19 protein-coding genes are annotated in these 24,348 nt (G+C 71.8%); 10 read left to right on the plus strand and 9 right to left on the minus strand.

The window, feature by feature from the left end:
- Positions 1–5: 5 nt before the first annotated feature.
- Positions 6–977 (minus strand): RNA polymerase sigma factor SigJ, encoded by a 972-nt coding sequence (gene sigJ, locus FBY41_RS15400; RefSeq protein ID WP_260439822.1) that lies wholly within the window; start codon positions 975–977, stop codon positions 6–8.
- Positions 974–1,939: an NAD-dependent epimerase/dehydratase family protein gene (locus FBY41_RS15405; protein WP_141845198.1), complete on the minus strand. Its 966-nt coding sequence runs from the start codon at positions 1,937–1,939 to the stop codon at positions 974–976. Before FBY41_RS15405 ends, sigJ begins: the two co-directional genes overlap by 4 nt.
- Positions 1,940–2,186: 247 nt before the next feature.
- On the opposite strand from FBY41_RS15405, the gene FBY41_RS15410 reads away from it, so the two are divergent.
- From FBY41_RS15410 to FBY41_RS15435, 6 genes are read left to right on the plus strand one after another with little or no spacing between them, the layout of a single operon-like run.
- A complete protein-coding gene (locus tag FBY41_RS15410) occupies positions 2,187–3,404 on the plus strand; it encodes a substrate-binding domain-containing protein (RefSeq protein ID WP_141845199.1) in 1,218 nt (405 codons plus the stop codon).
- Between the two features lie 16 nt (positions 3,405–3,420).
- Positions 3,421–4,155, plus strand: coding sequence for an ABC transporter ATP-binding protein (locus FBY41_RS15415; RefSeq protein ID WP_141845200.1), 735 nt, complete (start codon positions 3,421–3,423; stop codon positions 4,153–4,155).
- On the plus strand, positions 4,152–4,883 hold the full coding sequence (locus FBY41_RS15420; RefSeq protein WP_185749097.1) for an ABC transporter ATP-binding protein: 732 nt from the start codon (positions 4,152–4,154) through the stop codon (positions 4,881–4,883). Before FBY41_RS15415 ends, FBY41_RS15420 begins: the two co-directional genes overlap by 4 nt.
- A complete protein-coding gene (locus FBY41_RS15425) occupies positions 4,880–5,764 on the plus strand; it encodes a branched-chain amino acid ABC transporter permease (RefSeq protein ID WP_141845201.1) in 885 nt (294 codons plus the stop codon). The genes FBY41_RS15420 and FBY41_RS15425 overlap by 4 nt, the downstream gene beginning before the upstream one ends.
- Positions 5,761–6,885: a branched-chain amino acid ABC transporter permease gene (locus tag FBY41_RS15430; RefSeq protein ID WP_260439823.1), complete on the plus strand. Its 1,125-nt coding sequence runs from the start codon at positions 5,761–5,763 to the stop codon at positions 6,883–6,885. Before FBY41_RS15425 ends, FBY41_RS15430 begins: the two co-directional genes overlap by 4 nt.
- Positions 6,882–7,796, plus strand: a complete 915-nt coding sequence (locus FBY41_RS15435) for an alpha/beta hydrolase (protein WP_260439824.1) — start codon at positions 6,882–6,884, stop codon at positions 7,794–7,796. The genes FBY41_RS15430 and FBY41_RS15435 overlap by 4 nt, the downstream gene beginning before the upstream one ends.
- Positions 7,797–7,932: 136 nt before the next feature.
- Here the strand turns inward: FBY41_RS15435 and FBY41_RS15440 are convergent, their stop codons facing one another.
- Together FBY41_RS15440 and FBY41_RS15445 are read right to left on the minus strand one after the other, a co-directional pair.
- Positions 7,933–9,813, minus strand: a complete 1,881-nt coding sequence (locus FBY41_RS15440; RefSeq protein ID WP_260439825.1) for a helix-turn-helix domain-containing protein — start codon at positions 9,811–9,813, stop codon at positions 7,933–7,935.
- A 49-nt stretch (positions 9,814–9,862) separates the two neighbouring features.
- Entirely contained in the window at positions 9,863–10,696 is an 834-nt protein-coding gene (locus FBY41_RS15445) for a 3-hydroxybutyrate dehydrogenase (protein WP_141845203.1), read from the minus strand.
- 244 nt (positions 10,697–10,940) lie between these two features.
- Here FBY41_RS15445 and FBY41_RS15450 point away from each other — a divergent pair, with 244 nt between their 5' ends.
- From FBY41_RS15450 to FBY41_RS15465, 4 genes are all read left to right on the plus strand, one after another.
- A complete protein-coding gene (locus FBY41_RS15450; RefSeq protein ID WP_141845204.1) occupies positions 10,941–13,949 on the plus strand; it encodes a LodA/GoxA family CTQ-dependent oxidase in 3,009 nt (1,002 codons plus the stop codon).
- A gap of 10 nt (positions 13,950–13,959) precedes the next feature.
- Positions 13,960–15,126 (plus strand): NAD(P)/FAD-dependent oxidoreductase, encoded by a 1,167-nt coding sequence (locus tag FBY41_RS15455; protein ID WP_141845205.1) that lies wholly within the window; start codon positions 13,960–13,962, stop codon positions 15,124–15,126.
- Positions 15,127–15,260: 134 nt separating this feature from the next.
- Positions 15,261–15,836: a hypothetical protein gene (locus FBY41_RS15460; RefSeq protein WP_185749098.1), complete on the plus strand. Its 576-nt coding sequence runs from the start codon at positions 15,261–15,263 to the stop codon at positions 15,834–15,836.
- Between the two features lie 425 nt (positions 15,837–16,261).
- The gene (locus FBY41_RS15465; RefSeq protein WP_141845207.1) at positions 16,262–16,969 is read left to right on the plus strand and encodes a hypothetical protein; all 708 of its coding nucleotides are present in this window, start codon (positions 16,262–16,264) and stop codon (positions 16,967–16,969) included.
- 53 nt (positions 16,970–17,022) lie between these two features.
- Here the strand turns inward: FBY41_RS15465 and FBY41_RS15470 are convergent, their stop codons facing one another.
- The 5 genes from FBY41_RS15470 to FBY41_RS15490 form a co-directional block, all read right to left on the minus strand.
- Positions 17,023–18,552: a helix-turn-helix domain-containing protein gene (locus FBY41_RS15470; protein WP_141845208.1), complete on the minus strand. Its 1,530-nt coding sequence runs from the start codon at positions 18,550–18,552 to the stop codon at positions 17,023–17,025.
- A gap of 216 nt (positions 18,553–18,768) precedes the next feature.
- On the minus strand, positions 18,769–20,901 hold the full coding sequence (locus FBY41_RS15475) for a 3-hydroxyacyl-CoA dehydrogenase NAD-binding domain-containing protein (RefSeq protein WP_141845209.1): 2,133 nt from the start codon (positions 20,899–20,901) through the stop codon (positions 18,769–18,771).
- Positions 20,898–22,139 (minus strand): thiolase family protein, encoded by a 1,242-nt coding sequence (locus FBY41_RS15480; RefSeq protein ID WP_141845210.1) that lies wholly within the window; start codon positions 22,137–22,139, stop codon positions 20,898–20,900. Before FBY41_RS15480 ends, FBY41_RS15475 begins: the two co-directional genes overlap by 4 nt.
- Before the next feature lie 334 nt (positions 22,140–22,473).
- Positions 22,474–23,724: an HRDC domain-containing protein gene (locus tag FBY41_RS15485; protein WP_260439826.1), complete on the minus strand. Its 1,251-nt coding sequence runs from the start codon at positions 23,722–23,724 to the stop codon at positions 22,474–22,476.
- A gap of 20 nt (positions 23,725–23,744) precedes the next feature.
- Positions 23,745–24,329 carry a DUF3000 domain-containing protein gene (locus tag FBY41_RS15490; RefSeq protein ID WP_141845211.1) on the minus strand — a complete coding sequence of 195 codons (585 nt, stop codon included), beginning with the start codon at positions 24,327–24,329 and terminating at the stop codon, positions 23,745–23,747.
- Between the last annotated feature and the right edge of the window lie 19 nt (positions 24,330–24,348).

Raw genomic sequence — 24,348 nt, forward strand, 5'->3', positions numbered from 1 at the left:
AGCCCTCAGCTGTCTGGGCGGGCGCCACCCAGCCGGCGGATGAGGGCGCCCGCGTCACCGACCGGCCCGAGGTGGGCGAGCTTGTCGGGGTTGACGACCGCGCGGACGCCCGCGACCTGGCCGTCCCGGATGTCGAGGGCCCAGACCGCCAGCAGCCGGTCCTCGACGAGGAACATCGCGCCAGGATCGCCGTTGACCTCGGCGAGCCGGATCTCCATCTCGGGCAGGTGGCGCAGCGCGCGTAGCCAGTTGGTGAGCGTGTGAGCGACCCGGCTGCGGCCGTGCTGCGAGCGCGCGAGCGACGGCGCCTTGCCACCGCCGTCTCCGACCAGCTCGACGTCGTGGGCGAGGAGCGACTCGAGACCGGCGAGGTCGCCCGTCCGGGCTGCCGCGAAGAACCGGCTCGCCAGGTCGCTCTGTTGCGCCGGGGTCGTCGTGAAGCGTGGCCGGCGCTCCTCGACGTGGCGTCGGGCACGCACCGCGAGCTGGCGCACGTTTGCCTCGCCCTTGCCGACGATCGTCGCGACCTCGCCGTAGCCGTAGCCGAAGACATCGTGGAGCAGCAGCACCGCCCGCTGCTCCGGTGACAGGCTCTCGAGCAGCACGAGCAGCGCCATGGAAAGCGCGTCGGCGGTCTCCGTCTGCCGAGCCGGGTCCTCGTCGGCGCCCCGGCCATCCGTGAGGATGGGCTCCGGCAGCCAGTCGCCGACGTAGCGCTCACGACGCACTCGCGCCGAGCGCAGCTCGTCCATGGCGAGCCGCGTGGTGACGGTGGCCGTGAACGCTCGCGGAGAGTCGATCTGCTCGCCCGCCTCGAGGGAACGGTGCACCCGGAGCAGTGCCTCCTGGACGACGTCCTCCGCCTCGGTGACGCTGCCGAGCATGCGGTACGCGATCCCGAAGGCCACGGGGCGCAGCGACGCCAGCAGCTGCTCCCGGTCGAGCGCTGCCGCGGGCACGCCACCCTCGGCGGTCACGCCGCCGCACCGCCCTCGGCGCGCACCTGCTCACCGAGCTCGCGGAAGCCGTCACGCCACGTGGCGTGCGCCGGGGTCCAGCCCAGACCGCGCCTCGCCTTGGCGTTCGACGCGCCCCGGAGCTCAGTCATCATCACCGTGCCAGTCTCGCCCGCCAGAAGCCGACCGACCAGCCGGGGAACGTGCATCGGCGCCTTGGCCCCCAGCGCCTCGGCGAGCACCGGCAGCCACGTCGCCACGCTCGCCGGCTCGTCGTCGACGACGTTGTAGACCCCCGGTGCGCCCTGCTCCACGGCGGCAACCGTCGCCTCAGCCGCGTCGGCGATGTGGACGAACGACCACACCCCGCCACCGTCCCCGACAACCGGGAACTTCCGCCGCCGGACGGCTTCGGTCTGCTCCCCGTCCGGGCCGAGCGAGGTGTGCGGGCCGTAGAAGCCTCCGTACCTCAGCACGAGACCCTCGGTCCACGACGCGGCGAGCACGCTGTCCTCGACGTGCCGGATCGCGGCCACGGTCTGCTCCATGCCGGGCGGCGGTGCGGTGCCGAACGGGTCGTCCTCGGTCTTCACGGGGCCACCGACCCGGTCGTAGCCGGCGAAGAAGCTCTGGGCGACGAACCTCCTCACGCCGGCCGCCCGGGCAGCCGACAGGAGGTGGTCGGTGCCCTCGGTCCGGAGCCGGTTGGTCTGGGCGAAGGCGCGGTCGAAGTGCCTCATGTCCATCGGCCCGATGGCGGTCAGCTGGTGCACGACCACCTCCGGGCGCGACTCGGCGACCACCCGCGCCACCTCCTCGGGGGCGAGGGCGTCAGCCACGACCGGGACCGCCCCCAGACCACGCAGGAGCGCGTGCTTCGACTCGCTGCGTGTCATCCCGTGGACCTCGTGCCCGGCTGCCACCAGGCGGGGGACGAGCTGTCGGCCCATGGCCCCCGTCGCACCTGCCACCAGAACCCTCATCTCGCGCTCCTTCTCTCGTTGCCTGCGTACCCCCTTACAGACGAGACAGCTGCCGGTCTTGTGACACCTCGGTGCATCAAGCTCTGGGCGTCCAGGGTGGCGGCGTGCCACATGCGGGCTCGGTCTTTGTGGTTCCGGCTCCCACCACGGTCTGCGGGAGGCTCAACTACTTTCGCCGAAACGGTTGGGCGTCAACGAATCTCGTTGCAGCAAAGGCGCGAGCGCCCACCAGAGGTGGAGGACACCGGTGTCCAAGCGATGGAGCCTTGCGCTCGCGAGCGCACTGATCACCCTGTCGGTCGCGGCGTGTGGTTCGCCCGGCCAGCCCGGCGCCCCTGCGGGCGACGGAACGGCTGCCGCGTCCGGTGGCGCATCCGGGGGGCCGTTCAAGGTCGGGCTCGTCTACTCGAAGTCCGGGCCGCTCGCGACCTACGGCACGCAGTACCGCCAAGGCCTCACGGTCGGTATCGACTACGCGACCAAGGGCACGGGCGCCGTGGGCGGTCGGGCCATCACGATCACCGAGGCCGACGACGCAGGCGATCCCGCCAAGGCTGTCGCCTCGGCGACCGACCTCATCGGCCAGGGCAACACGATCATCGCCGGCTCCACGTCGTCGGGCGTGGCGCTCCAGGTCGCCCCGCTCGCCGAGGACAACAAGGTCCTCTTCATCTCGGGCCCGGCCGCAGCCGACGCCGTCACCGGCGCGAACAGGTACACCTTCCGCTCCGGTCGGCAGACCTACCAGGACGTCGCCACCGCAGGCTCGATGCTCGGCGACGTCAAGGGCAAGAAGGTCACCGTCCTGGCGCAGGACAGCGCCTTCGGCAAGGCCAACGTCGCGGCCGTCACCGCGGTGCTCGGCGCCAAGGGTGCGACGGTCGACTCCGTCGAAGTGCCCGCAGCCGCAACGGATCTCACGCCCTTCGCGACGAAGGTCAAGACTGCCGCCCCCGACCTGCTCTTCGTCGCCTGGGCAGGCGCCAACGCCACTGCGATGTGGACCACGCTCGGGCAGCAGGGGGTGTTCGAGACGACCAAGGTCGTCACCGGCCTCGACATCAAGCCCACGCACGCGCTCTTCGGCGAGGTCGGCACGAAGATCAACTTCCTGTCCCACTTCTTCGAGGGGGCGGCCGACAACGCCGCGTACCAGGCGCTCGACAAGGGCCTCAAGGCCGAGGGCGGGGCGGTCGACCTCTTCACCAACGACGGCTTCGTCGCTGGCCAGATGATCGTCCACGCCCTCGAGGCGGGCGGCGACGTCGACTCCATGGTCTCGGCTCTCGAGGGCTGGAGCTTCGAGGGACCCAAGGGGCAGCTGACGATCCGGCCCGAGGACCACGCCCTCCTCCAGCCCATGTTCACCGCCTCGCTCGAGAAGGAGGGCAGCAACGTCGTGCCGCAGCTCGTCGACACGCTCTCGGCCGAGGCTGTGGCGCCTCCCGTCACCCCCTTCAAGTGACCGGCGGCGACGCGACGTGATCTCCGCAACCGGTGTCGGCTGGAAGGTCGGCGGCGCCCAGATCCTGCACGACGTCTCGCTGACCGTCGGCACCGGTGAGCTGCTCGGCATCATCGGCCCCAACGGCGCCGGCAAGTCCTCGCTCGTCAACATCCTCAGCGGCGTGACACGGCCCAGCTCGGGCCGGATCACGGTGCAGGACAGGGATGTGACGAGGTCGAGCGCGACGGCTCGCGCCCGCATGGGCCTCGCCCGTTCGTTCCAGACCTCGGCGCTCTTCGACGGCCTCACTGCCGGCGAGAACGTGCGGCTCGCCGTCCAGGCAGCCGGACCGGCCCCGTTCAGCCCGTTCCGGGCCGCGGGGCCGGCCTCCGGCCGGCGCGTCGACGACCTGCTCGCCCGGGTCCGTATGCCGGGTCGCGGGGCGACGCTCGCCAGGGACCTGTCGCACGGCGACCGGCGCAAGCTCGAGCTCGCCATGGCGCTCGCCTCCTCACCCTCCACCCTCCTGCTCGACGAGCCGATGGCGGGGGTCTCGGCCGAGGACGTCGACGGCCTCACGGAGATCATCGGCGAGGTGCGTGACTCCGGGGTGGCCGTGGCGATGGTCGAGCACCACATGCACGTCGTGCTCGGTCTGGCCGACCGCGTCGCGGTGCTCCACCACGGCGAGCTGCTCGCCGTCGGGGCGCCGGCCGAGGTCACCTCCGACGAGCGGGTCCAGCAGGCCTACCTGGGAGAAGCACTGTGAACGACACACCACCTGCCGCAGCCATCCTCTCCGTCGCGGACCTCCACGTGCGCTACGGCGGCTCGCACGTCCTCCAGGGCGTCACCTTCGACGTGCCCGCGACGGGAGTGACCGCCCTGCTCGGTCGCAACGGCGTCGGCAAGACGACGACGCTCAAGGCCATCATCGGCCTCGCCCCCCGCACCGGTCGAATAACTCTGCGAGGCAACGAGATCCAGTCCCAGCGCACCTCGCGCATCGTTCGCGGGGGCATCGGCTACGTGCCGGAGGACCGCGAGGTCTTCGGCGGTCTCACCGTCGATGAGAACCTGCGCCTCGTGGACCCCGACCGAGGCGTCGATGCCCCGGTCGTCGCCAAGCTCTTCCCCGACCTCGTCGGGCGCGGGGACCAGCAGGCCGGCACCCTCTCGGGCGGCCAGCAGCAGATGGTCTCCCTCGCGCGGGTCCTCCTCCGGCGCAACGACCTGCTCCTCATCGACGAGCCGACCAAGGGCCTCGCCCCCAAGCTCGTGACCGAGGTGGCCGACGTGCTCGCCGAGGTCGCGCGCACGACGCCGCTCCTCCTCGTGGAGCAGAACCTCCCGCTCGTGCGACGCATCGCCGACCAGGTCGTCGTCATCGACGCCGGCCGGGTCGTCCATCACGGGGACGCGGCGGCTCTCGTGGCCGACCCGGCGCTCACGCGAGAGCTGCTCGGGGTCTCGATGCGGCGGAAGGGCGCGGCGTGAGCGACCTGCTCCTTCTCCTCGTCACGGGCCTCGGCCTCGGCGCGCTCTACTTCCTCGCCGCGAGCGGGCTCAGCCTCATCTACGGACTCATGGGGGTGCTCAACTTCGCCCACGGCGTCTTCATGACCGCAGGCGCGTATGCCGGGTGGCTGACGATGAGCGACCTGCCGCAGTCCCTTCCCATCGGGGCGCGCCTCGCCGTCGCCGTCGTCGTGGCCGTGCTCGTCGGAGCGGTCATCGGCCTCGTCGTCGAGGTCGTGCTCATCCGGCCGCTCTACCACCACCACATCCAGCAGGTGCTCGTGACGGTCGGCCTCTCACTGGCGGGAGTCGCTGCGGCACAGGGCATCTGGGGCGCTGACCCGCGTCCCGTCGAGACGCCGGCGTGGATGAGCGGCACCACGGTGATCCTCGGGGCGCGGCTGCCCAACGACCGGTTCGTCTACATCGCCGTCGCGCTGATGCTGCTCGCCGGACTCCTCGCGCTCCTGCGCTACACGCGGCTCGGTCTCGTCATCCGCGCCGGCGTCGAGAACCGCACGATGGTGGAAGCCCTCGGCATCGACGTGCAGCGCACCTTCACGATCGTCTTCGCCATCGGGGGAGCGGCGGCCGGGCTCGCAGGGGTCCTCTACTCGCAGTACGCCGGTGCCGTCTCGCCCGGTCAGGGCGGGTCCCTCCTCATCTACGCCTTCATCGTCGTCGTCATCGGCGGGATGGGGTCGCTGACCGGCACCGCCGTCGCCGCTGTCGTCGTCGGCCTCGTCCAGCAGCTGGCGAACTACTACGCCGCGAGCGGAGTCGGTGACCTGTCGGTCGTGCTCCTGCTCGCCCTCGTGCTGCTCCTGCGGCCGTCGTCCCTGAAGGGAGCCAGCGCATGACCTCCCAGGCCAGCCACCTCACCGAGGCGCCCGAGGACGCGGAGCCGGCCACCCGGCATACCGCTGAGCCGGAGGTGGCACGGGGCCGCCGGCGTCGACCGTGGAAGGTCGTGCTGCCGCTGGTCGTCCTGGGGGTGCTCGCGTACCTGCCCTACGTGGCCGCCGAGCTGCCGGGCATCCTGCCGGGTCGGGTCAACGGGCCGGGCTCGATGCAGCTGCTCGCCACCTGCCTCGTCGTCGCCGGGATCGCGCTGTCCTACGACGTGCTCTTCGGGCGGACGGGCCTGCTCAGCTTCGGGCACGCGCTCTTCGTCGCGTCGGGCAGCTATCTGCTCACGATCTCGCTCTCGACGTGGTCGCTGCCCCTGCCAGCGGCGGTCGCCCTCGCCCTCATCGCCTCGACGGTGCTCTCGCTCGTCGTCGGGGCGGTGGCGCTGCGCGTGGGCGGCATCGCATTCGCCATGGTGACTCTCGCGTTCGCCCAAGCCGCCTCGATCATCGTCATGCGCAACCCGGGCGGGGTGACCGGCGGCGAGGAGGGGAAGGTGCTCGACCGTGACGCCGTGCCAGCGCTGCTCGTCGGCGTGGCCAACGCGCCCTACCGCTACTGGCTCGCGCTCGGCTTCGTCGTGCTCGCCTGGGTCGTCGTGACGCTCCTCATCGGCTCCCGTGCCGGTCGGGCGATGGCGGCCGTGCGCGAGAACGAGTCCCGGGCTGCGGTGCTGGGGCTGGGCACCTACCGGGTCAAGCTGCTCGCCATCGTCGTCGCCTCGGTGCTCGGCGCGCTGGGCGGCATCGTCCACGCCCTCGTGCTCGGCGGCTCGAACCCGCACCTGACGACCTCGGAGTTCACCCTGTCGCTCCTCGTCATGGTCGTGCTCGGCGGTGCGGGCAGCCGGTGGGGTGCCCTGCTCGGGGGGTTCCTCTACGCCTACGCCGACGCCCGGCTCGTCGAGGTCAGCGGGGCTGCATGGCTCGAGCCGCTGCCCGAGGTGGTGCGGCAGGTACTCTCGCAGCCGCTGTTCATCCTCGGCGTGCTGTTCATCGTCGTGGTCTACTTCGCACCCTCGGGCCTCACCGGCCTCGGCGGCAGGCTGATCCGGAAGGCTGGTTCCTCGTGAGCACGGAGTCCACATTCGTCATCGAGCTCGCGGAGGGTCATCTCGCCATCCACGACCTCACGGTCGGTGCGGCCCGCCCTGATGCCCCCGTCGTGCTGGCCGCTCACGGCATCACGGCCAACGGTCTGTCGTGGCAGCGGGTGGCCGACGAGGTCGACCGGCGGCACGGGTCCGGGGCGGTGCGCTTCCTCGCGCCCGACCTCCGCGGCCGGGGTGACAGCCGCAGCGCCCCCGGGCCCTACGGCCTTCGCGTGCACGCCGACGACCTGGCGTCGATCGCGTCGGTCTTCGCCGCGGCCCCGGTCCTCGTCGGTCACTCGATGGGGGCCTTCGTCGCCGCCCTCGCCGCCGACCTGCACCCCGACCGGTTCACGGGGGTCGTGCTCGTCGACGGCGGTCTGGCCTTCCCCGTGGCGCCGGACCTCGACATCGACGCCACGCTCAAGGCGGTCATCGGCCCCGCCATGGACCGGCTCTCGATGCGCTTCGCGGACCCGCAGGCCTATCTCGACTTCTGGGCCCAGCACCCGGCGCTCGGACCGGTGCTGCGGGGACCGGGTGGGGAGGCTGCGCGCCGCTACATCGAGCATGACCTCGTCGACGACGGCGTCGGGCAGTGGCGCAGCACCTGCGTCCTCGAGGCGGTGCGGGCCGACGGGGCCGACGTGCTCGCCGATCCGCAGGCCCATGCCGCCGTGCGCCACCTGGCCGCGAAGGGCGTCCCGGTCGAGCTGCTGTGGGCTCGCCGCGGGCTGCTCGACGAGCCGCAGGGCCTCTACGACCCCGCGCGGCTGGCAGCGCTCGACGTGCCGGAGCAGGTCCGGGTCACCGAGGTCGACGCCAACCACTACGACATCGTGCTCGGCGACACCGCCGTCGCCGACGCGATCGACCGGCAGCTCGGCGCCTGACCTGCCGCCCGCCCCTCGAAGAGCCGCGCTGCTTCAGCCGCCTCACGCCGGCTGGGATTGCGCGGCCACCCGAGGGCGTTGGTCGGCGTCGTCAGCGTCGTCGGCGTCGTCAGCGTCGTCAGCGTCGTCAGCGTGGTCAGCGGGGGGCTTGGAGGGCTCGGAGGCGTAGGGCCAGCTGGAGCTCGAGCGCGTCGTCGGGCTGCTGCCACGTCTCGCCGAGCAGGGCCGAGATGCGCTCGAGGCGCTGCGACACGGTGTTGACGTGCACGTGCAGCGTGCCGGCCGCGTGTCGCGGGCTGCTGCCGGCCGCGAAGTATGCCGCGAGGGTGCCGACGAGGTCGGTGCCGCGGCGGGCGTCGTAGTCGAGCAGCGGCCCGAGGAGGCGCTGCACGTAGGCGTCCACGTCGGGGTCCGAGCCGACGATGAGCCCGGCGAACCCGAGCTGGGTGGCGGCTGCACCGATGCCCCGGTGGCCGAGGGCGATGAGCGCACTGACGGTGCGGGCGCCCTCTTCGTGGGCGGAGGGGATGCGGGCGAGGTCGCTGATCGGCCCGACGCCCGCGACGGTGACACACGTGCGCTTGCCGATGCGCGCGGCGACGGCCTTCGCCAAGCTGGCCGCGTCGTCGCTCTCGTCATCGGGCACGAGCGCAACGACATCGCCGTCGTGGGAGCCGACGAGGGCGCCGGGCCCGCTGGCGGCGCTGGCCGAGATGAGCAGCGCCCGGTGGCCCGACGGGCTGTCACCGCGAATCACCAGCAGGCAGAAGGGGCGTCGCGCATCGAAGCCTGCTGCCCCAGCGAGCTGCATGCGTTCCTCGGTCGAGCCGCGCGCGGCGACGAGGTCGCTCACGAGTCGGTTGCGGGCCGACTGCCGCGCATCCGCCGCCTGCCGCTCGAAGAGCATGACGAGGGCCGTGACGACCCCGGCCCGCTCGAGGGTGCGGTGGTCGGAGTCACCCAGGGCTCCGACGGACCCGACGTAGATCGTGCCGAGGCGCTCACGGGCCGCGGTGACGGCGACGGCGTAGATGCCGTCCCGCTCGACGAGCCGGCCCGAGGCGAGGCCGGGCAGCGCGTCGAGGCGCTCGAAGGGCCCACGACCCGAGTCGTCGGGATCGGGAGCGGGGCCGGCCGAGCTGCGCCGCTCACCCGCCTCGTCGACGAGCACGGCCCAGCCGCCGAGGAGCTCGGCGAGGGCATGGGTGATGTCGTCGACGCCACCTCCGTGGAGCACGAGGGAGGCGAAGCGGTCGTGCGCGGCGGCCGCCTTCTCGATGCCGGCGGCATACTGCCGCACGGTCTCGTGGGCCTCGGAGAGGGCGGCGAGCGCGTTCTCGGCGTCGGCGAGGGCGCGGGTCTGCACGAGGGTCACGGCCGCGAGCGTGGCGAGGTTGCCGAGGAGGGCGACCTCCTCACGGGTGAAGGGGCGCGATGACCGGTTGGCGGCGAAGAGCACGCCGACGAAGTGGGACTCGACGATGAGCGGGGTGCCGCAGATCGCGATGATGCCCTCCTCCCCGACGGCGCCGTCGATGGCGCTCGTGTGGCGGAAGCGCTCGTCGGACCAGTAGTCGGCGGTCCAGTAGGGCTTGCGGGTCGAGGCGACGAGGCCGCCGAGTCCGGCGCCGAGGGCGAGGCGCACCGACTGGAAGGCGGCCGACACCGAGCCGTCCGTGGCGCGCATGAAGGTGTCGCCGGCCTCTGGGTCGTAGAGCGTGAGGTAGGCGAGGTCGGTGGAGAGCAGCCTCCGGGCTCGTCGCACGATGGCGTCGAGCACCTCGCCAGGGTCGTCGGCCGTCGACAGCTCGCGCGCCGTGTCGAGCAGGGCGGCGAGCCCCGCCTCGCGCTGCTGGTGCACCTCACGGGTCTGGGTGATGCGCAGGGCGAGGTCACGCGCCGCCGCGGGCGCAGGAGCAGCGGCGATCTGTGCCACCGGGGCGCCGGACGCCAGCAGCTCGAGCAGGGTCATCACCTGCTCGGCGGCCTCGGCGTCGATCTGGCTGTCGGTGGGCACTCGCAGATCCTAGGCAGTCGGGCGCCCGGAAAGGGCCTCGGGCAGGGGGTCAGTGAGCGGTCCAGGCACCGTCCATCGAGAAGGACGTGCCGCTCACCGACGCCGAGGCCGGTCCGCAGAGGAAGAGGGCGAGCGCGGCGACCTCCTCGGGCTCGACGAGCCGCTTGACGGCGACCGGCTCGAGCATCACCCTGGCGATGACCTCGGCCTCGGGGATGCCGTGCGTGCGGGCCTGGTCGGCGATCTGCTTCTCGACGAGGGCCGTGCGCACGTAGGCGGGGTTGATGCACGTCGACGTCACGCCGTGGGGTGCGCCCTCGAGGGCGACGACCTTGGACAGGCCCTCGAGGCCGTGCTTGGCCGTGACGTAGGCGGCCTTGAAGGCACTGGCGCGCAGGCCGTGGACGCTGGAGACGTTGACGACGCGGCCCCAGCCCTGCGCATACATGTGGGGGAGGCTCTGGCGGATGAGGCGGAAGGGCGCCACGAGCATGAGGTCGAGGATGAGGTCGAAGCGCTCGAGCGGGAAGTCCTCGATGGGGCTGACGTGCTGGATGCCGGCGTTGTTGACGAGGATGTCGACGTCGGTCGGCAGCGACGCGAGGGAGTCGAGATCGCTGAGGTCGGCAGTGAGGGGGTTGATCGAGGTCGTCCCGGCGAGTCTGGCGAGCCCCGCCTCGTCGCGGTCGGCGGCGTGCACCTTGGCTCCGGCGGCCTCGAGGGCGACGGCGATGGCGGCACCGATGCCGCTCGCGGCACCCGTGACGAGGGCGGTCCGGCCGGTGAGGTCGATCGGGGCGTTGACGGCGGCTGGACCCCGGTGAGGGTCGGGCGGCGCGTCCTCGCGAGCATCGGTGCGAGCGTCATGGCGGGCGTCGGGCATGCGGGAAGACTAGGGAGCGCGCACGGAACCCCCTGTGTGGCCGACACCCACAAAAGCGGGGGAGTCATGTGGCGCCCGACGACATGGCCACGGAGGCGCCGAAGCCGCCGTTCGCGGTGTCCGCCGGCCGCTGACGTCGTGCGTATGGCGATGTTCGGGAGTCGGCAAAGAATTGGTCAAATCACCTCGCTTCGGACGGGGGCGGGAAACGATCGCAGCACCGCCTCGCGATCGGAGACCCGAGATGACCGACGACCAGGACTTCCCGGTCCCGCCCTGTTTCGACGACCCGGGGTCTGCGACCGAGCGCCTCACCGACATGTTCGTGAGGACGGGGCAGGCGCGGCGCATCGCGACCGGCCAGGTCCCCGCGGAGCGGGCGGTCTTCCGCAAGGTGCACGGCGTGGCGCACGGGCGCCTCGAGCGCCTCGACTCCGTGCCGGAGGAGTGGCGGGTCGGTTTCCTCGCGCACGACCGGCTGGATGCGTGGGTGCGGTTCTCGAGCGATGCGAGCCCCACGACGGCCGACCTCGGCACGACGCTCGGCATCGGCGTGAAGCTCTTCGGCATCCCCGGCGTGACGGCGCTCGGCGAGGACGGCGCAACGGCAGACCTCGTCCTGCAGAACCACGACGTCTTCTTCGTCGACGACGCGAAGGAGATGGTCGAGTTCACCTACGCCGGCGTCGTGCAGCAGGACTACCCGGGCTACCTCGCGGCCCACCCCGAGACGCAGCGCATCCTCGACGACATGACCGCGCCCGAGAGCAGCGTGCTCACCGCGAGCTACTGGGGCGTGCTGCCCTTCCACCTCGGCAGCGAGATCGTGAAGTACCGCCTCGACCCGGAGACCCCGCCGGTCAACATCCCCGACGACGACCCCGACTACCTCGCGACCGACCTCGCGCGGCGGCTGAGGGAGCGCGAGCACGCGCTCGTGCTCTCGGTCCAGGTGCGCACCGACCCCGTCGCGATGCCGCTCGACCGGGCGACCGTGCCGTGGCCGGAGGAGGCGAGCCCCTACGTCCCAGTCGCCCGTCTCGTGCTCGCCCGTCAGGACGTCGACGCGCGGGGCCAGTGCGACTACGGGCAGAGCCTCGCATTCAACATCTGGCGGGTGCCCGCGGAGAACGCACCCGTCGCCGAGTCCTCGATCGCCGCGGTCCGCCAGCAGGTGTATGCCGCGGGGGCGGCTCTGCGCCACACCGCCAACGGGCAGCCGCTGACCGACCCCACCGTGGCTCGGCCCACCGGGACGGCACCGTCGGACGTCGACGACTGCATCGTCCAGGCGGTCATCCACCCCGCCATCGGCATCGCGCGGGTGGGCAACAGCCCTGACGAGTACGTCATCGGGCCGGAGGTCGTCGACCCCGACCCGCTGCCGCCCGGCTCCTACCGCGACGCGGAGGGCCGGCTGAAGCGGCAGGGCGCCCGGTTCCGGATCTTCGGTGTCAACGCGCTCGGGACGATCGTGCGAGAGCTCACCCCCGCCCAGACCGACGTCGAGCTGACGTGGCACGTCGAGCTCGCCAACACGAAGTCCTCCTGGTACGGCTTCCAGCTGGCCCTCGACATCCCCGAGGCCAGCTCCGCGCCGGCCACGACCCTGCGCAACCCGACGGTGAGCGACCGGTCGACCCTCGAGATCCGGCCGGGGCGCCGGTCGGTCTCCGGCCGGGGCGAGGGACCGGTGCCCTTCGACGGCGGCGCCTTCATGGGCACGCCGGTTCCGCTCGGCGACATCCGCACCGATGACGACGGCCGGCTCGTCGTGCTCGGTGGCAGTGGCTGCTCGGCGTCGTCCGACGGCAGCCGCGCGATCACCTTCGCCAACAACGAGGGATGGCACGACGACGTCTCGGACGGGCCGGTCACGGCGACGGTGACCCTGGACGGGCTCCCGCTCGAGGTGATCCCGTCGTGGGTCGTCGTGGCGCCCCCGAACTACGCGCCCCAGCGCACGTCGGTGCGCACCATGTGGGACCTCATGCGCGACGTGGCCATCCAGGCGGGGACCCTGGCGCGGCCCGCCCGCCCGTCGTTCCGCGACGACATCCTGCCCCTCTTCGAGCGGCTCTCCGGCCTCCAGTGGGTCAATGCCGGCTTTGCTGCTGGCTTCGGCTTCGACGGCGCCCTCGACCTCACGTCTGCTGCAGCCCTGGCCCGGCTCGCGAGCCCGCTGCCTGCCCACCGCGAGGTGCGTCGCACCGTGGCGCGGTCGTTCCGCGACTTCGACGTCGACGGCATGTCGCCCAAGCCCTGGCCGTGGCTCTACGGCGACGCCATGAACATCCCGCCCGTGTCGTCGCCCCGCCAGAACGCGGCACTGACAGCGACCCAGATGTGGATGCTCGAGCAGTGGGCGGAGGGCTGCTTCGATGCGGACCTCGATCTCGACGGGCTCGACGGTGATGGTGGCGGGGGTGAGGTCACGCTCCCGCGGCGTGGGCCGCGCACCGTCGACGACCTGCCGGTCGAGGAGCAGGGCGACATGCTCACGAGGGCCGCCCTCGAGTTCTGCCTGGCCGACGCCTTCCACCCCGGCTGTGAGATGACCTGGCCGGTGCGCGCAGCGACGATGTACCTCGCGCCCTTCCGCTTCGCGCACGCGGCCCCGGGCTGGGAGCCGCCCACGCTGGGCGCCGTCCTCACCTCGGACTCGGTGACGATCCCCAACGGGCCGCTCTGCGCGCAGGAGCCCGGCTCGATCACCCGCTGGATGGCAGTGCCGTGGCAGACCGACACGGCCAGCTGCCGGTCCGGCTACTCGACGGCCTACGACCCCTACGTGCCCACCTTCTGGCCGGCTCGCGTGCCCAACCAGGTGCTGACCCGCGAGAACTACGAGGTCGTCATGGACGAGTCGCGCTCACCGGACGAGCGGGCGGCGGCCTTCGCCAACCGGGCGGCGTGGATCGAGCCCCTCGGCGCCGACAGCTACACGAGCCAGATCAACAACATGGTGCGCGCCTTCGACCACCTCGGCGTCGTGGAGGTGCTGCCCGGCCCGGCCGACGGCGCGTTCCCGGCCGTCATCGAGGTGGAGGACAGCCACCGGCTCATCCCCGTCGAGAGCGGGGACGACGCCGCAGCCATCGAGGCGCGCACCGGTGCGGCGACGGGAGACGCCTCCGGGGCTCCCGCCCTCAGCTCGCTCGGCGCCAGTCACCGGGTGGGGCGCTCGGCCGCAGACGTCGACGTGTCCGGCATCGAGAAGGTGCGACGCTTCCCCGGCGGCCTTCGCACCTGAGCTGTCGACGATGACCGTCCTCGATGCCGACGTCGTGGTCGTCGGCGGTGGTCCGGCCGGTGCCGCCCTGGCGACCGGGCTGGCGATCCGTCCCGGCTCGAGGCTCCGGGTGCTCGTCGTCGACCGCGGCGCGCCGGGACGGGAGCGGGGCACCGGCCGCCCTGGGCTCGGTGAGACCCTTCCCGGTGCGGCCGCACGGCTGCTGCGTGAGCTGGGCGCCTGGGACGGTTTCGTCGCGCAGGGCCATCCTCCCTGCCACGCACGGCTCAGCCGTTGGGGCGGCCCGGAGCTGCTCGTGCAGGACGCCCTGCGCGACCTCGACGGAGCCGGCTGGAGCCTCGACCGCACGGCCTTCGACGAGCTGCTGCTCTCGGGTGCCCTGTCTCGGGGGGCGGTGGTCCTCGACGGTCGGGCCGGCGTCATCGGGCACGATGAGGGTGGCTGGAGGCTGCGCGTCGGCACCGGGGGTGCGACGTCACGGCTGGAGGTGCGCGCTCGCTTCCTCGCCGATGCGAGCGGTCGCGGCTCGAGGCTGCTGGCTCCCATCGGCCGGCACCGCACCGTCGTCGACCGCCTCGTCTGCGTGTGGACGCTCCTGCCGGTGCGGCATGCGGCCCAGGGCACCTCCTACGTCGAGAGCGCTGCCGACGGGTGGTGGTTCACCGCGCCCGTGCCGGGTGGTCGACGCCTGCTTGCCTTCCACACCGACCCCGAGGTCGTCGACGTCAGGACGGTCGGCGCGACACTGGGGCAGCGGGCCGCTGTCTCGGCAGGGCTGACCGAGCAGCTGGCCGACTCTCGTCTCGAGGAGGGCACGAGCCTGCGGGTGTGCGCTGCCGGCACGAGCCGGATGCCCACGGTCGCCGGACCGGACTGGATCGCCGTCGGTGACGCGGCGATGGCCTTCGACCCGCTGTCGTCGCAGGGGCTCTTCCACGCGCTCTACACGGGACTCACCTCGGCCGAGGCGGTGGCGCGAGCCGTGGAGCCAGAGGCCGGAGCGAGCCCCGAGGCCGCCCCTTCCCTCGAGCCGGTGTGGTCGGCCTACCGCGAGACGGCCCGCCACATCTACGGCACCGAGCTCCGCTGGGCCGACCGGCCCTTCTGGAGGACCCGGCACCACCAGATGGCCCGGGACCTGCCGACAAAGAAGCACAATCAGGACTTTCGGCACTGACGCTCCTCACGCATACCCGCTGTCATGGAAGGGCTAGGTCAAGAGGGGCCTCACGCACCATCCCGCGGCCCCTTTCGGTGCACACGAGAGGACGCGACATGAAACGTGCATTAGCTGTGGCTGCAGTAGCGGCAGTGAGCCTGCTGGGCTTCACCGGCACGGCCGGCGCTGCGAGCTCACCGGTCACACACGTCAGATCGAACACGGCATCCGCCCAGGCCAACTGGTTCAAGGAGTCGGGCGACCAGTACTGGGCGTCCGGGGTGTCGGCGGTGAAGTCCCTGTGGGGGTCCGGGTCCGAGCTGCACCTCTGGCACACGGTCGGCACCAACGGGGGCACGACGACCAGCATCAACGCTGACGTCACGACAGGATTCGCCTTGACGATCGACGCGAAGCGCCTCGGTAGCGCCTCGCTCTCCGCGACAGACCTGCCGGCCACCCTGTGCACCTATGACGAGAACGGCGAGCTCGTCGGTGACTGCACCGACACCACCGTCGACGTCAACGTCACGTGGTCCGGCCAGGGGGCGATGATGAAGGGCTCCTACAACGAGCACGTCACCATCGGAGGTTCGATGACGAGGCTCCACGTCCTGTGGACGAACCGTGAGGCGTTGGCCACCGGCTCCCTCGACGGCGCCCTCAGCGCGGCCGACCTCGAGTTCGCGAGCCTCGGCACCGAGAAGCAGGTGAAGATGGGACGGTGAGCGAGGGGTCCTGCGGCCCGGGACCGCGGCCTGCGGCACCCGGGCTGCACTCTGAGCCGCTGCACCACGCTTCACGGATCGCCGAGTGCTGTGACAGACACGCCGAACGGGGACCAATGCCTCTGTCGTGCGTTGTCACGTCCTCCTAAGGTCAGCCTCGAGGGCGAGACGCAGGACTTCCGGAGGAGGCATCCAGGAGGACGCCGGGCCGAACACGTGCAGCAGCAGGGGCGCCGGCGGCCGTACTGGCCGTCGTCCTGTCGGCCGGGCTGGCGGCCGGGCTGGGGGCGTGCGGTAAGGCTGTCCCGGGCTCCGCCGGCGACGCCTCGACAGCCTCGACAGCGTCCGGATGGCCCCCATCGTCGAGCTCGTCCGAGACGCCATCGAGTCCCTCGCCGACCTCGACGGTCGCCGCCGACGTCATCGTGCCGGCCTCGGTGCTCGAGACCTCGTTGGCCACGAAGGTCCTCGCCAAGTCCTACTCCGCGGACTTCTCCGACTCCGGGGACTACTCGACCACCGGGGGCCTCGACATCTCGTTGGTGGGGGAGTACGTCTCCGGCGACCGGTCCTGCATCACGATGTTCAACGCCCACACGCCGAGTCCGGAGGCGTTCGCGGACGTCTCGATGTCGAACAAGTCGGCCTGGTTCGAGGAGGTCGCCGAGTCCTACCCGACGGTCGCCGAGGCCCGCGACGTGATGGCCGAGAACGCCGCCCAGGCCAAGACGTGCCACACGTTCACGATGCGCAGCACCGACGGAGAGGTCGTCACCTTCAGACACACCGTCACCGCGGCGAAGCACGGTGACGTGGACCTGTTCCTGCACCACTTCAACGGTGAGACCACGAAGTACCTCTACGAGTTCCACCTCTTCGAGGGCCGCGTCGAGGGGGAACTCATGAACATCCTGTGGGCATCGACCAACTTCAGGGCAGATCCGAGCAAGGCCGCGTGGACGCAGTTCCAGAAGGTCGTCAACCAGTACCGCAAGGACCACCCGCGCCGAAGCGGCGGAAGCGACGACAGCGGAAGCGGAGCCTCCCCGGTCACGGCAGTGCCGACCAGCCCGACCCCCCTCGCGCGCCACACGTCGACGCGCCATCTGGAGCTGGGCCGGGCTCCCCGCTGAGGGCGCATGGCTGCAGGGCTCGCCACCAGCCCAGGAGGCCCGAGATCGCGGCCTCAGATGTCGCGGAAGACCTCGATCGTCGCTCCCAGGGCGTTGAGACGCTCGGCGAGGTCCTCGTAGCCGCGGTTGATGACGTAGACGTTGCGCAGCACCGACGTGCCCGGTGCGGCGAGCATCGCCAGCAGGACGACGACCCCCGGACGCAGCGCCGGCGGGCAGACGACCTCGGCGGCACGCCAGCGCGTCGGTCCCTCGACGATGACGCGGTGCGGGTCGAGCAGCTGGACCTTCGCGCCGACCTTCGTCAGCTCGGTGAGGTAGATCGCGCGGTTCTCGTAGACCCAGTCGTGGATCATCGTGCTGCCCTCGGCGACGGCCCCGATGAGGGCGAAGAACGGCAGGTTGTCGATGTTGAGCCCCGGGAAGGGCATCGGGTGGATCTTGTCGGTGGGCGCGTGGAGGGGGCCGGGGATCGTCGTGATGTCGACGAGCCGCGTCTTGCCGTTGCCCGAGACGTACTCCTGCGTGAGGTTGTACTTCATTCCCATGCCGTCGAGCGTCGCGAGCTCGATCTCGATGAACTCGATCGGCACGCGGCGGATCGTGATCGAGGAGTCGGTGACGACGGCCGCGGCGAGCAGGCTCATCGCCTCGATGGGGTCCTCGCTCGGGAAGTACTCGACGTCGACGTCGATGTCGGCGAGGCCGTGCACCGTCAGCGTCGTCGTGCCGATGCCCTCGATGCGCACGCCGAGCTTCTCGAGGAAGAAGCAGAGGTCCTGCACCATGTAGTTGGGGCTGGCGTTGCGGATCACCGTCGTGCCCGCGTGGCGGGCGGCGGCCATGAGGACGTTCTCGGTCACCGTGTCGCCGCGCTCGGTGAGGATGATGGCGCGCTCGGGGTTGACCGAGCGGTCCGACTTCGCCTCGTAGAAGCCGTGCGTCGCGGTGACCTCGAGCCCGAAGGCGCGCAGCGCCGCCAGGTGGGGCTCGACGGTGCGGGTGCCGAGGTCGCAGCCACCGGCATACGGCAGCTGGAAGCTCTCGTGCGAGTGGAGGAGCGGGCCGAGGAACATGATGACCGTGCGGGTGCGCCGGGCCGCGTCCACGTCGATGTGCTCGAGGTCGAGCGTCTCCGGCGGGATGATCTCGAGGTCGCTCGTGCCGGGCAGCCAGCGGGTGCGCACGCCGATCGAGGCGAGCACCTCGAGGATGCGGTTGACCTCCTCGATGCGGGCGAGGCTGCGCAGGGTCGTGCGGCCACGGTTGAGCAGCGAGGCGCAGAGGAGGGCGACGGCGGCGTTCTTGCTCGTCTTGACGTCGATCGAGCCGCTGAGCTTCTGCCCGCCGACGATGCGCAGGTGCTGGGGGCCGGAGTGGCCGAGCGAGACGAACTCGGAGTCGAGGGCGTCGCCGATCTTGGCGAGCATGTCGAGGCTGAGGTTCTGCTTGCCCTGCTCGATGCGCGTCACCGCGCCCTGGGAGGTGCCGAGCAGCTCGGCGAGCTCGCTCTGCGTCATTCCCTTGTGGCGTCGGGCGTCGCGGATGAGGCCGCCGATCCGGGTGAGGTAGGTCTGGGTCACGCCGTCGAGGTTAACTCATATATGAGTTATGGCAAGTCGACGCGCCCTCGACCCCACCCGAACGGGGGTATGCCGCCCTCCCGCGCTGGGTGCCGGACGGCCTGACGCCCCGGGTGCCGTCGCACCCGGGGCGCGCCCGTGGAGGGGTCGTCGTGAAGGAGTCGGGGGGTCGGTGGGGAGGGCTCAGCGCCCGCCCAGCGCCCGCTCGGCGCACGCTCAGCGGCGCACGTTCGCGACGCCCTGGGGCAGGAAGCGCGAGCCCGTGACGCGCTCGGCGACTCCCGTGCGGTCGAGCAGTGGGGTGATGCCGCCGTTCCACATCTGGAAGCCGGCGCCCGTCATCATCGCGAGGTCGATGTCCATCGGGGCCTGCGCGACGCCCTCGTCGAGCATGCGACGCGTCTCGTCGGCGAGGACGGTGAGCACCCGCTCGCGCACCTGTGGGAGCTCGAGCACCACCGGCTCGGCCGGCTTCTCGATGAGCTCGGCGACCTCGGGGTCGAGGACCGGGCGGCCCGAGCTCATGTCGTAGAAGCCGCGCTTGCCGGCGGCGACGATCCGCTGGAGGGTCGGCGACGCGTAGAAGCGGTCGGGGAACGCCGCGACGAGCGTCTCGCCGTTGTGCAGCGCGATGGCCGGCCCGACGAGCCCGATGAGGACGAAGGGCGGCATCGGCGCGAGACCGGCGAAGGCGCGGTCGACGACCTCGATCGGCGTGCCCTCGTCGAGGATCTTCGCGGCCTCGCCCATGAAGCGGCCGAGGAGGCGGTTGACGATGAACGAGGGACGGTCGGCCGCGCGGATGCACGTCTTCTTCAGCGCCTTGCCGACGGCGAACGCCGTTGCGAGCGTGGCGTCGTCGGTGCGCTCGCCGGGGATGATCTCGAGCAGCGGCATGACGGCGACCGGGTTGAAGAAGTGCAGGCCGACGACCCGCTCGGGGTGCGTGAGCTGCGAGGCCATCTCAGCGATCGACAGGCTCGAGGTGTTCGTCGCGAGCACGCACTCGGGCGACACGACGGCCTCGACCTCTGCGAAGACCTGCTGCTTGACCGACATCTGCTCGAAGACCGCCTCGATGACGAGGTCGGCGTCGGCGAAGCCGTCCTTGCTCGTCGCCCCCGTGACGAGGGCCTTGTAGCGGTTCAGCTTGTCGGGGTTCAGCCGGCCCTTGCCCGCGAGCTTGTCGAGCTCGGCATGGACGTAGCCGACGCCCTTGGCGACCCGCTCGTCATCGATGTCGGTGAGCACGACCGGCACCTGGAGCCGCTGGAGGAAGAGCAGTGCGAGCTGGCTCGCCATGAGCCCGGCGCCGACGATGCCGACCTTGGTCACCGGGCGGGCGAGGGACTGGTCCGGCGCGCCCGCCGGTCGCTTGGCGCGCTTCGTCGCGAGCTCGAAGGCATAGAGCCCGGCCCGCAGCTCGTCGCTCATGAGCAGGTCCGCGAGCACCTCGTCCTCGGCGGCGAAGCCCTCCTCGCGGGTCGCGGTGCGCGCGGCGGCGAGCAGGTCGAGGGCGGCATACGGGCTCCTGGCCTGACGTCCGGTCTTGACGTCGGCGAGGCCCTTGGCCCTGGCGATCGCCGCGCTCCACGTCGTCTCGTCGCGGTCGACCTCGGGACGCTCCACGGTGATCTCGCCGCGAATCACCTTGGCAGCCCAGGCGATCGACTCCTCGAGGAAGTCTGCCGGCTCGAGGAGCGCGTCGGCCATGCCGAGCTGGAAGGCCTCGACGCCCTTCATCATGCGGTTCTGGCTGAGCGGGTTGTCGATGATGACCTTGAGCGCCTTCTCGATGCCGACGAGGTTGGGCAGCATCCAGCAGCCGCCCCAGCCCGGGACGAGGCCGAGGAAGACCTCGGGCAGCGCGACCGCCGGGACGCCCGCGCTCATGGTGCGGTAGGTGGCCGACAGCGCCAGCTCGACGCCACCGCCCATGGCCGCCCCGTTGACGAAGGCGAAGGTCGGCACGGGCAGGTCGGAGAAGGCGGCGTATGCCGCGTGGCCGGCGCGGGCGACCTCGAGCGCCTGGTCCCGCGAGCCGATGAACGGCACGCCCGTGAGGTCGGCGCCGACCGCGAAAATGAACGGCTTGCCGGTGACGGCGACGGCGACGATCTCGCCGGCCTGGGCGCGCTCGCGCAGGTGCTCGACCGTGGTCGCGAGGCCGGCGATCGACCGGGGGCCGAAGGTGTTGGGCTTCGTGTGGTCGAAGCCGTTGTCGAGGGTGATGAGGGCAAGCGTGCCCGCCCCGTCCGGCAGGGCGACGTCGTGGACGAGAGTCCTCGTCACGACCTCGGACGCGAAATCGGTTGCTGCCGTGGGCTTCTCGGTCGTGGTGGTGCTCACTTGTCGGACTCCTCGGTGGTCGCGGCGATGGCGGTGGGGGAGTAGTCCGCGTGGTGCGGGTTCTCCCAGATGACGGCGCCGCCCATGCCGATGCCGATGCACATGGCGGTCAGGCCGTAGCGCACCTCGGGGTGCTCCTCGAACTGGCGCGCGAGCTGGGTCATGAGTCGCACGCCCGAGCTGGCGAGCGGGTGCCCGGTCGCGATGGCTCCGCCGTACTCGTTGACGCGCGGGTCGTCGTCGGCGATGCCGAAGTGGTCGAGGAAGGCGAGGACCTGCACGGCGAAGGCCTCGTTGAGCTCGAAGAGGCCGATGTCGGCGATCGAGAGGCCGGCCTTGGCGAGGGCCTTCTCGGTGGCCGGCACGGGGCCGACGCCCATGACCTCGGGCTCGACGCCGACGAAGGAGTAGGAGACGAGACGCATGCGCACCGGCAGGCCGAGGTCCGTGGCGGCCTGCTCCGAGGCGAGGAGACAGGCAGTGGCGCCGTCGTTGAGGCCGGCCGCATTGCCCGCGGTGACGTTGCCGTGAGCGCGGAAGGGGGTCTTGAGGGCGGCGAGCTCCTCGACGGTCGTGCCGGGACGCGGTGGCTCGTCGGTGGTCGCGAGACCCCATCCGAGCTCCGCGTGTCGCGTCGCGACGGTCACGAGGTCGCGCTGGATCTGGCCGTTGGCATACGCCTTGGCGAGCTTGTCCTGGCTGCCGACGGCGAAGGCGTCGGCACGCTCCTTGGTCAGCTGCGGGAACCGGTCGTGGAGGTTCTCGGCGGTCTTGCCCATGACGAGCGCGTCAGGGTCGACGATCCGCTCGGAGAGGATGCGGGGGTTGGGGTCGACCCCCTCGCCCATCGGGTGGCGGCCCATGTGCTCCACCCCGCCGGCGATGGCGATGTCGTAGGCGCCGAAGGCGATCGAGCTCGCCGTGTTCGTGACGGCGGTCATGGCCCCGGCACACATCCGGTCGATGGAGTAGCCGGGCGTCGTGTTGGGCAGGCCCGAGAGGAGCGCGGCGGTGCGCCCGAGGGTCAGCCCCTGGTCGCCGATCTGGGTGGTCGCGGCGATGGCGACCTCCTCGACGCGGTCCTTGGGCAGGCTCGGGTTGCGGTGGAGCAGCTCGCGGATGCACCGGATGACGAGGTCGTCGGCGCGGGTCTGGGCATACATGCCCTTCTCGCCCCCCTTGCCGAAGGGCGTGCGGACGCCGTCGACGAAGACGACCTCATTGAGTGCGCGGGGCACGATGCCTCCTGGATCGCTCGGGAGCCCGGGCCGACGTCACTGCCGGCGGGCATGGCCGTGCTGGCCACCGCCTCCGATCCTACTTCCCGGTAACTTCCGGTCCAACGACCCCTCGGGTGAGCATCCTCACGCGCACCCTCAATCGAAAGAGCAGTTCGTCGCCGCAGCCGAGCACCGGTCCATCGCGAGCGCACCTCCTCCCCAATCGACAGAGCAGTTCGTCGCCCGTCGAGCGGCCCGCGCGGACCCAGGAAAGGGCGACGAACTGCTCTCTCGATTGCCCTAGGTCAGAAAGGCACGCCGACGGAGTGCTTTGTCGATGGGGGTGGGGCCGTCAGGTGGCGGGGTGCTCGGTGCAGGCGAGGGAGATGAGCGGCGCGGTGATCGTCGTCTGCCACTGCCGCGCGCCGAGCTCGCGCAGCGATGCCGCGACCTCCTCGGTCGTGGGCGCGGGCGGCCCCTCCCAGAGGTAGCGGCGCAGCAGGTCGGGGGTCAGGAGGTTCTCGACGGGGACCGCGAGCTCGGCCGAGACGGCGATGAGCAGCTCACGGGCCCGGGCCAGCCGAGCCGCCGCCACGGGGTCGCGGTCTGCCCAGGCCTTGGGCGGTGGTGGCCCCGAGGGCGGCAGCGAGACGACCGGCAGGTCGTCCTCCGGCAGCGCGAGGGCCGCCGCGACGACCTCGACGATCGCCTCCTGGTGGCGGCGCACCGACCGCGACAGCCGCGGCTCGGTCACCGTGATGCGTCGTGGCGCGGTCGTCGCACGCTGGTTCGCGATCGCGATCTCGCTGATGGCCGCGTCGGGCAGCACGCGTCCGGGGGAGACGTCGAGCTGCTGGGCCAGCGCGTCGCGCCACTCCCAGAGGGCGCGCACGATGCCGATGCCGCGCCGGCCGCGCACCCTGTGCATGCCGGACGTGCGGCGCCACGGGTCGGTGCGAGGCTCCGGCCCGGAGAACGAGAGCAGGTGCTCGAACTCCTCGGCCGCCCAGCCGGCCTTGCCCTGCGACTCGAGGTCGGCCGCCACCGCGTCACGAAGGTCACCGAGCACCTCGACGTCGAGGGCGGCATACAGCAGCCACGGCTCGGGGAGCGGGCGGACGGACCAGTCGACGGCTGAGTGCTCCTTGGCGAGCGAGAGCCCGAGGTAGTACTCGACCATGGCGCCGAGCCCCACCCGAGGCAGGCCGGCGAGGCGCCCACCCAGCTCGGTGTCGAAGAGCGCCTGGGGACGCAGGCCGACCTCGGTGAGGCAGGGCAGGTCCTGGGTGGCGGCGTGGAGGATCCACTCGGCGTCGCCGAGGGCCTCGCCGACGGGGGAGAGGTCGGGCACGGCCATGGGGTCGATGAGCCACGTGCCGGAGCCCTCGCGCCGCAGCTGCACGAGGTAGGCGCGCTGGCCGTAGCGGTAGCCGGAGGCGCGCTCTGCGTCGATCGCGACCGGGCCGGTGCCACGGGCGATGTCGTCGGCGGCTCGCGAGAGGACGCGCTCGTCGACGACGACATCGGGCACGCCGTCTCGCGGCACCGTGAGCGGGGTGAGCGTCATCACCGCCTCCTCCCGGCTGCCCGCGGGATCGGGCACGGGAGGATCCTGCAGAGCCGTCACCGCCGCTGCCCCGGCAGGGGGACGACGCCGTCGGGCAGGGGAGGGATGCCGGCGATGGTGCAGAGCATGTCGGCCCAGGCGCGCAGGTGGTCGACGATCTCGCCCTGGACGGGCGTCCACGACGCGCGGATCTCCATCTCGACGCTCGCCTCGCGGTCGGCGAGCCCGGCGAAGCTCTCGCTGACGACACGCGTCACGGTGCCGGCCTCGGCAGTCCACGTGAGGTCGCGCGCCCCGACCGACTCGGTGAGCCACGACCAGCCGACCGCGCCGAGCATGGGGTCGCCCGCGAGCTCCGCCTCGAGCTCGGCGCGCGCGAAGGTGACGATGCGCCACTGGCCGTCCCACGTCTCCGGGCCGCTCGGGTCGTGCAGCACGACGAAGCGACCGGTCGCGAGGTCGGCCTCAGGGTCGCTCACGTCGATGACGTCGGCGGTGAGGGCAGCGGCATACGGGGCGATGCGGGTGGGCGCGGGGACCTCGGTCAGGCGCACCTCGGAGCGCACCCGGACGTCGCGGAGGGCTGAGAGGGTCCTCGCGAAGACCGCGCCGTGGTTGCCCGGCAACGTTCTCGTGTGCACTACCCGAGGGTATGCCGCC

Origin of the sequence: Humibacillus xanthopallidus (genome assembly GCF_006716675.1) — a bacterium.
Lineage (GTDB): Bacteria > Actinomycetota > Actinomycetes > Actinomycetales > Dermatophilaceae > Humibacillus > Humibacillus xanthopallidus_B.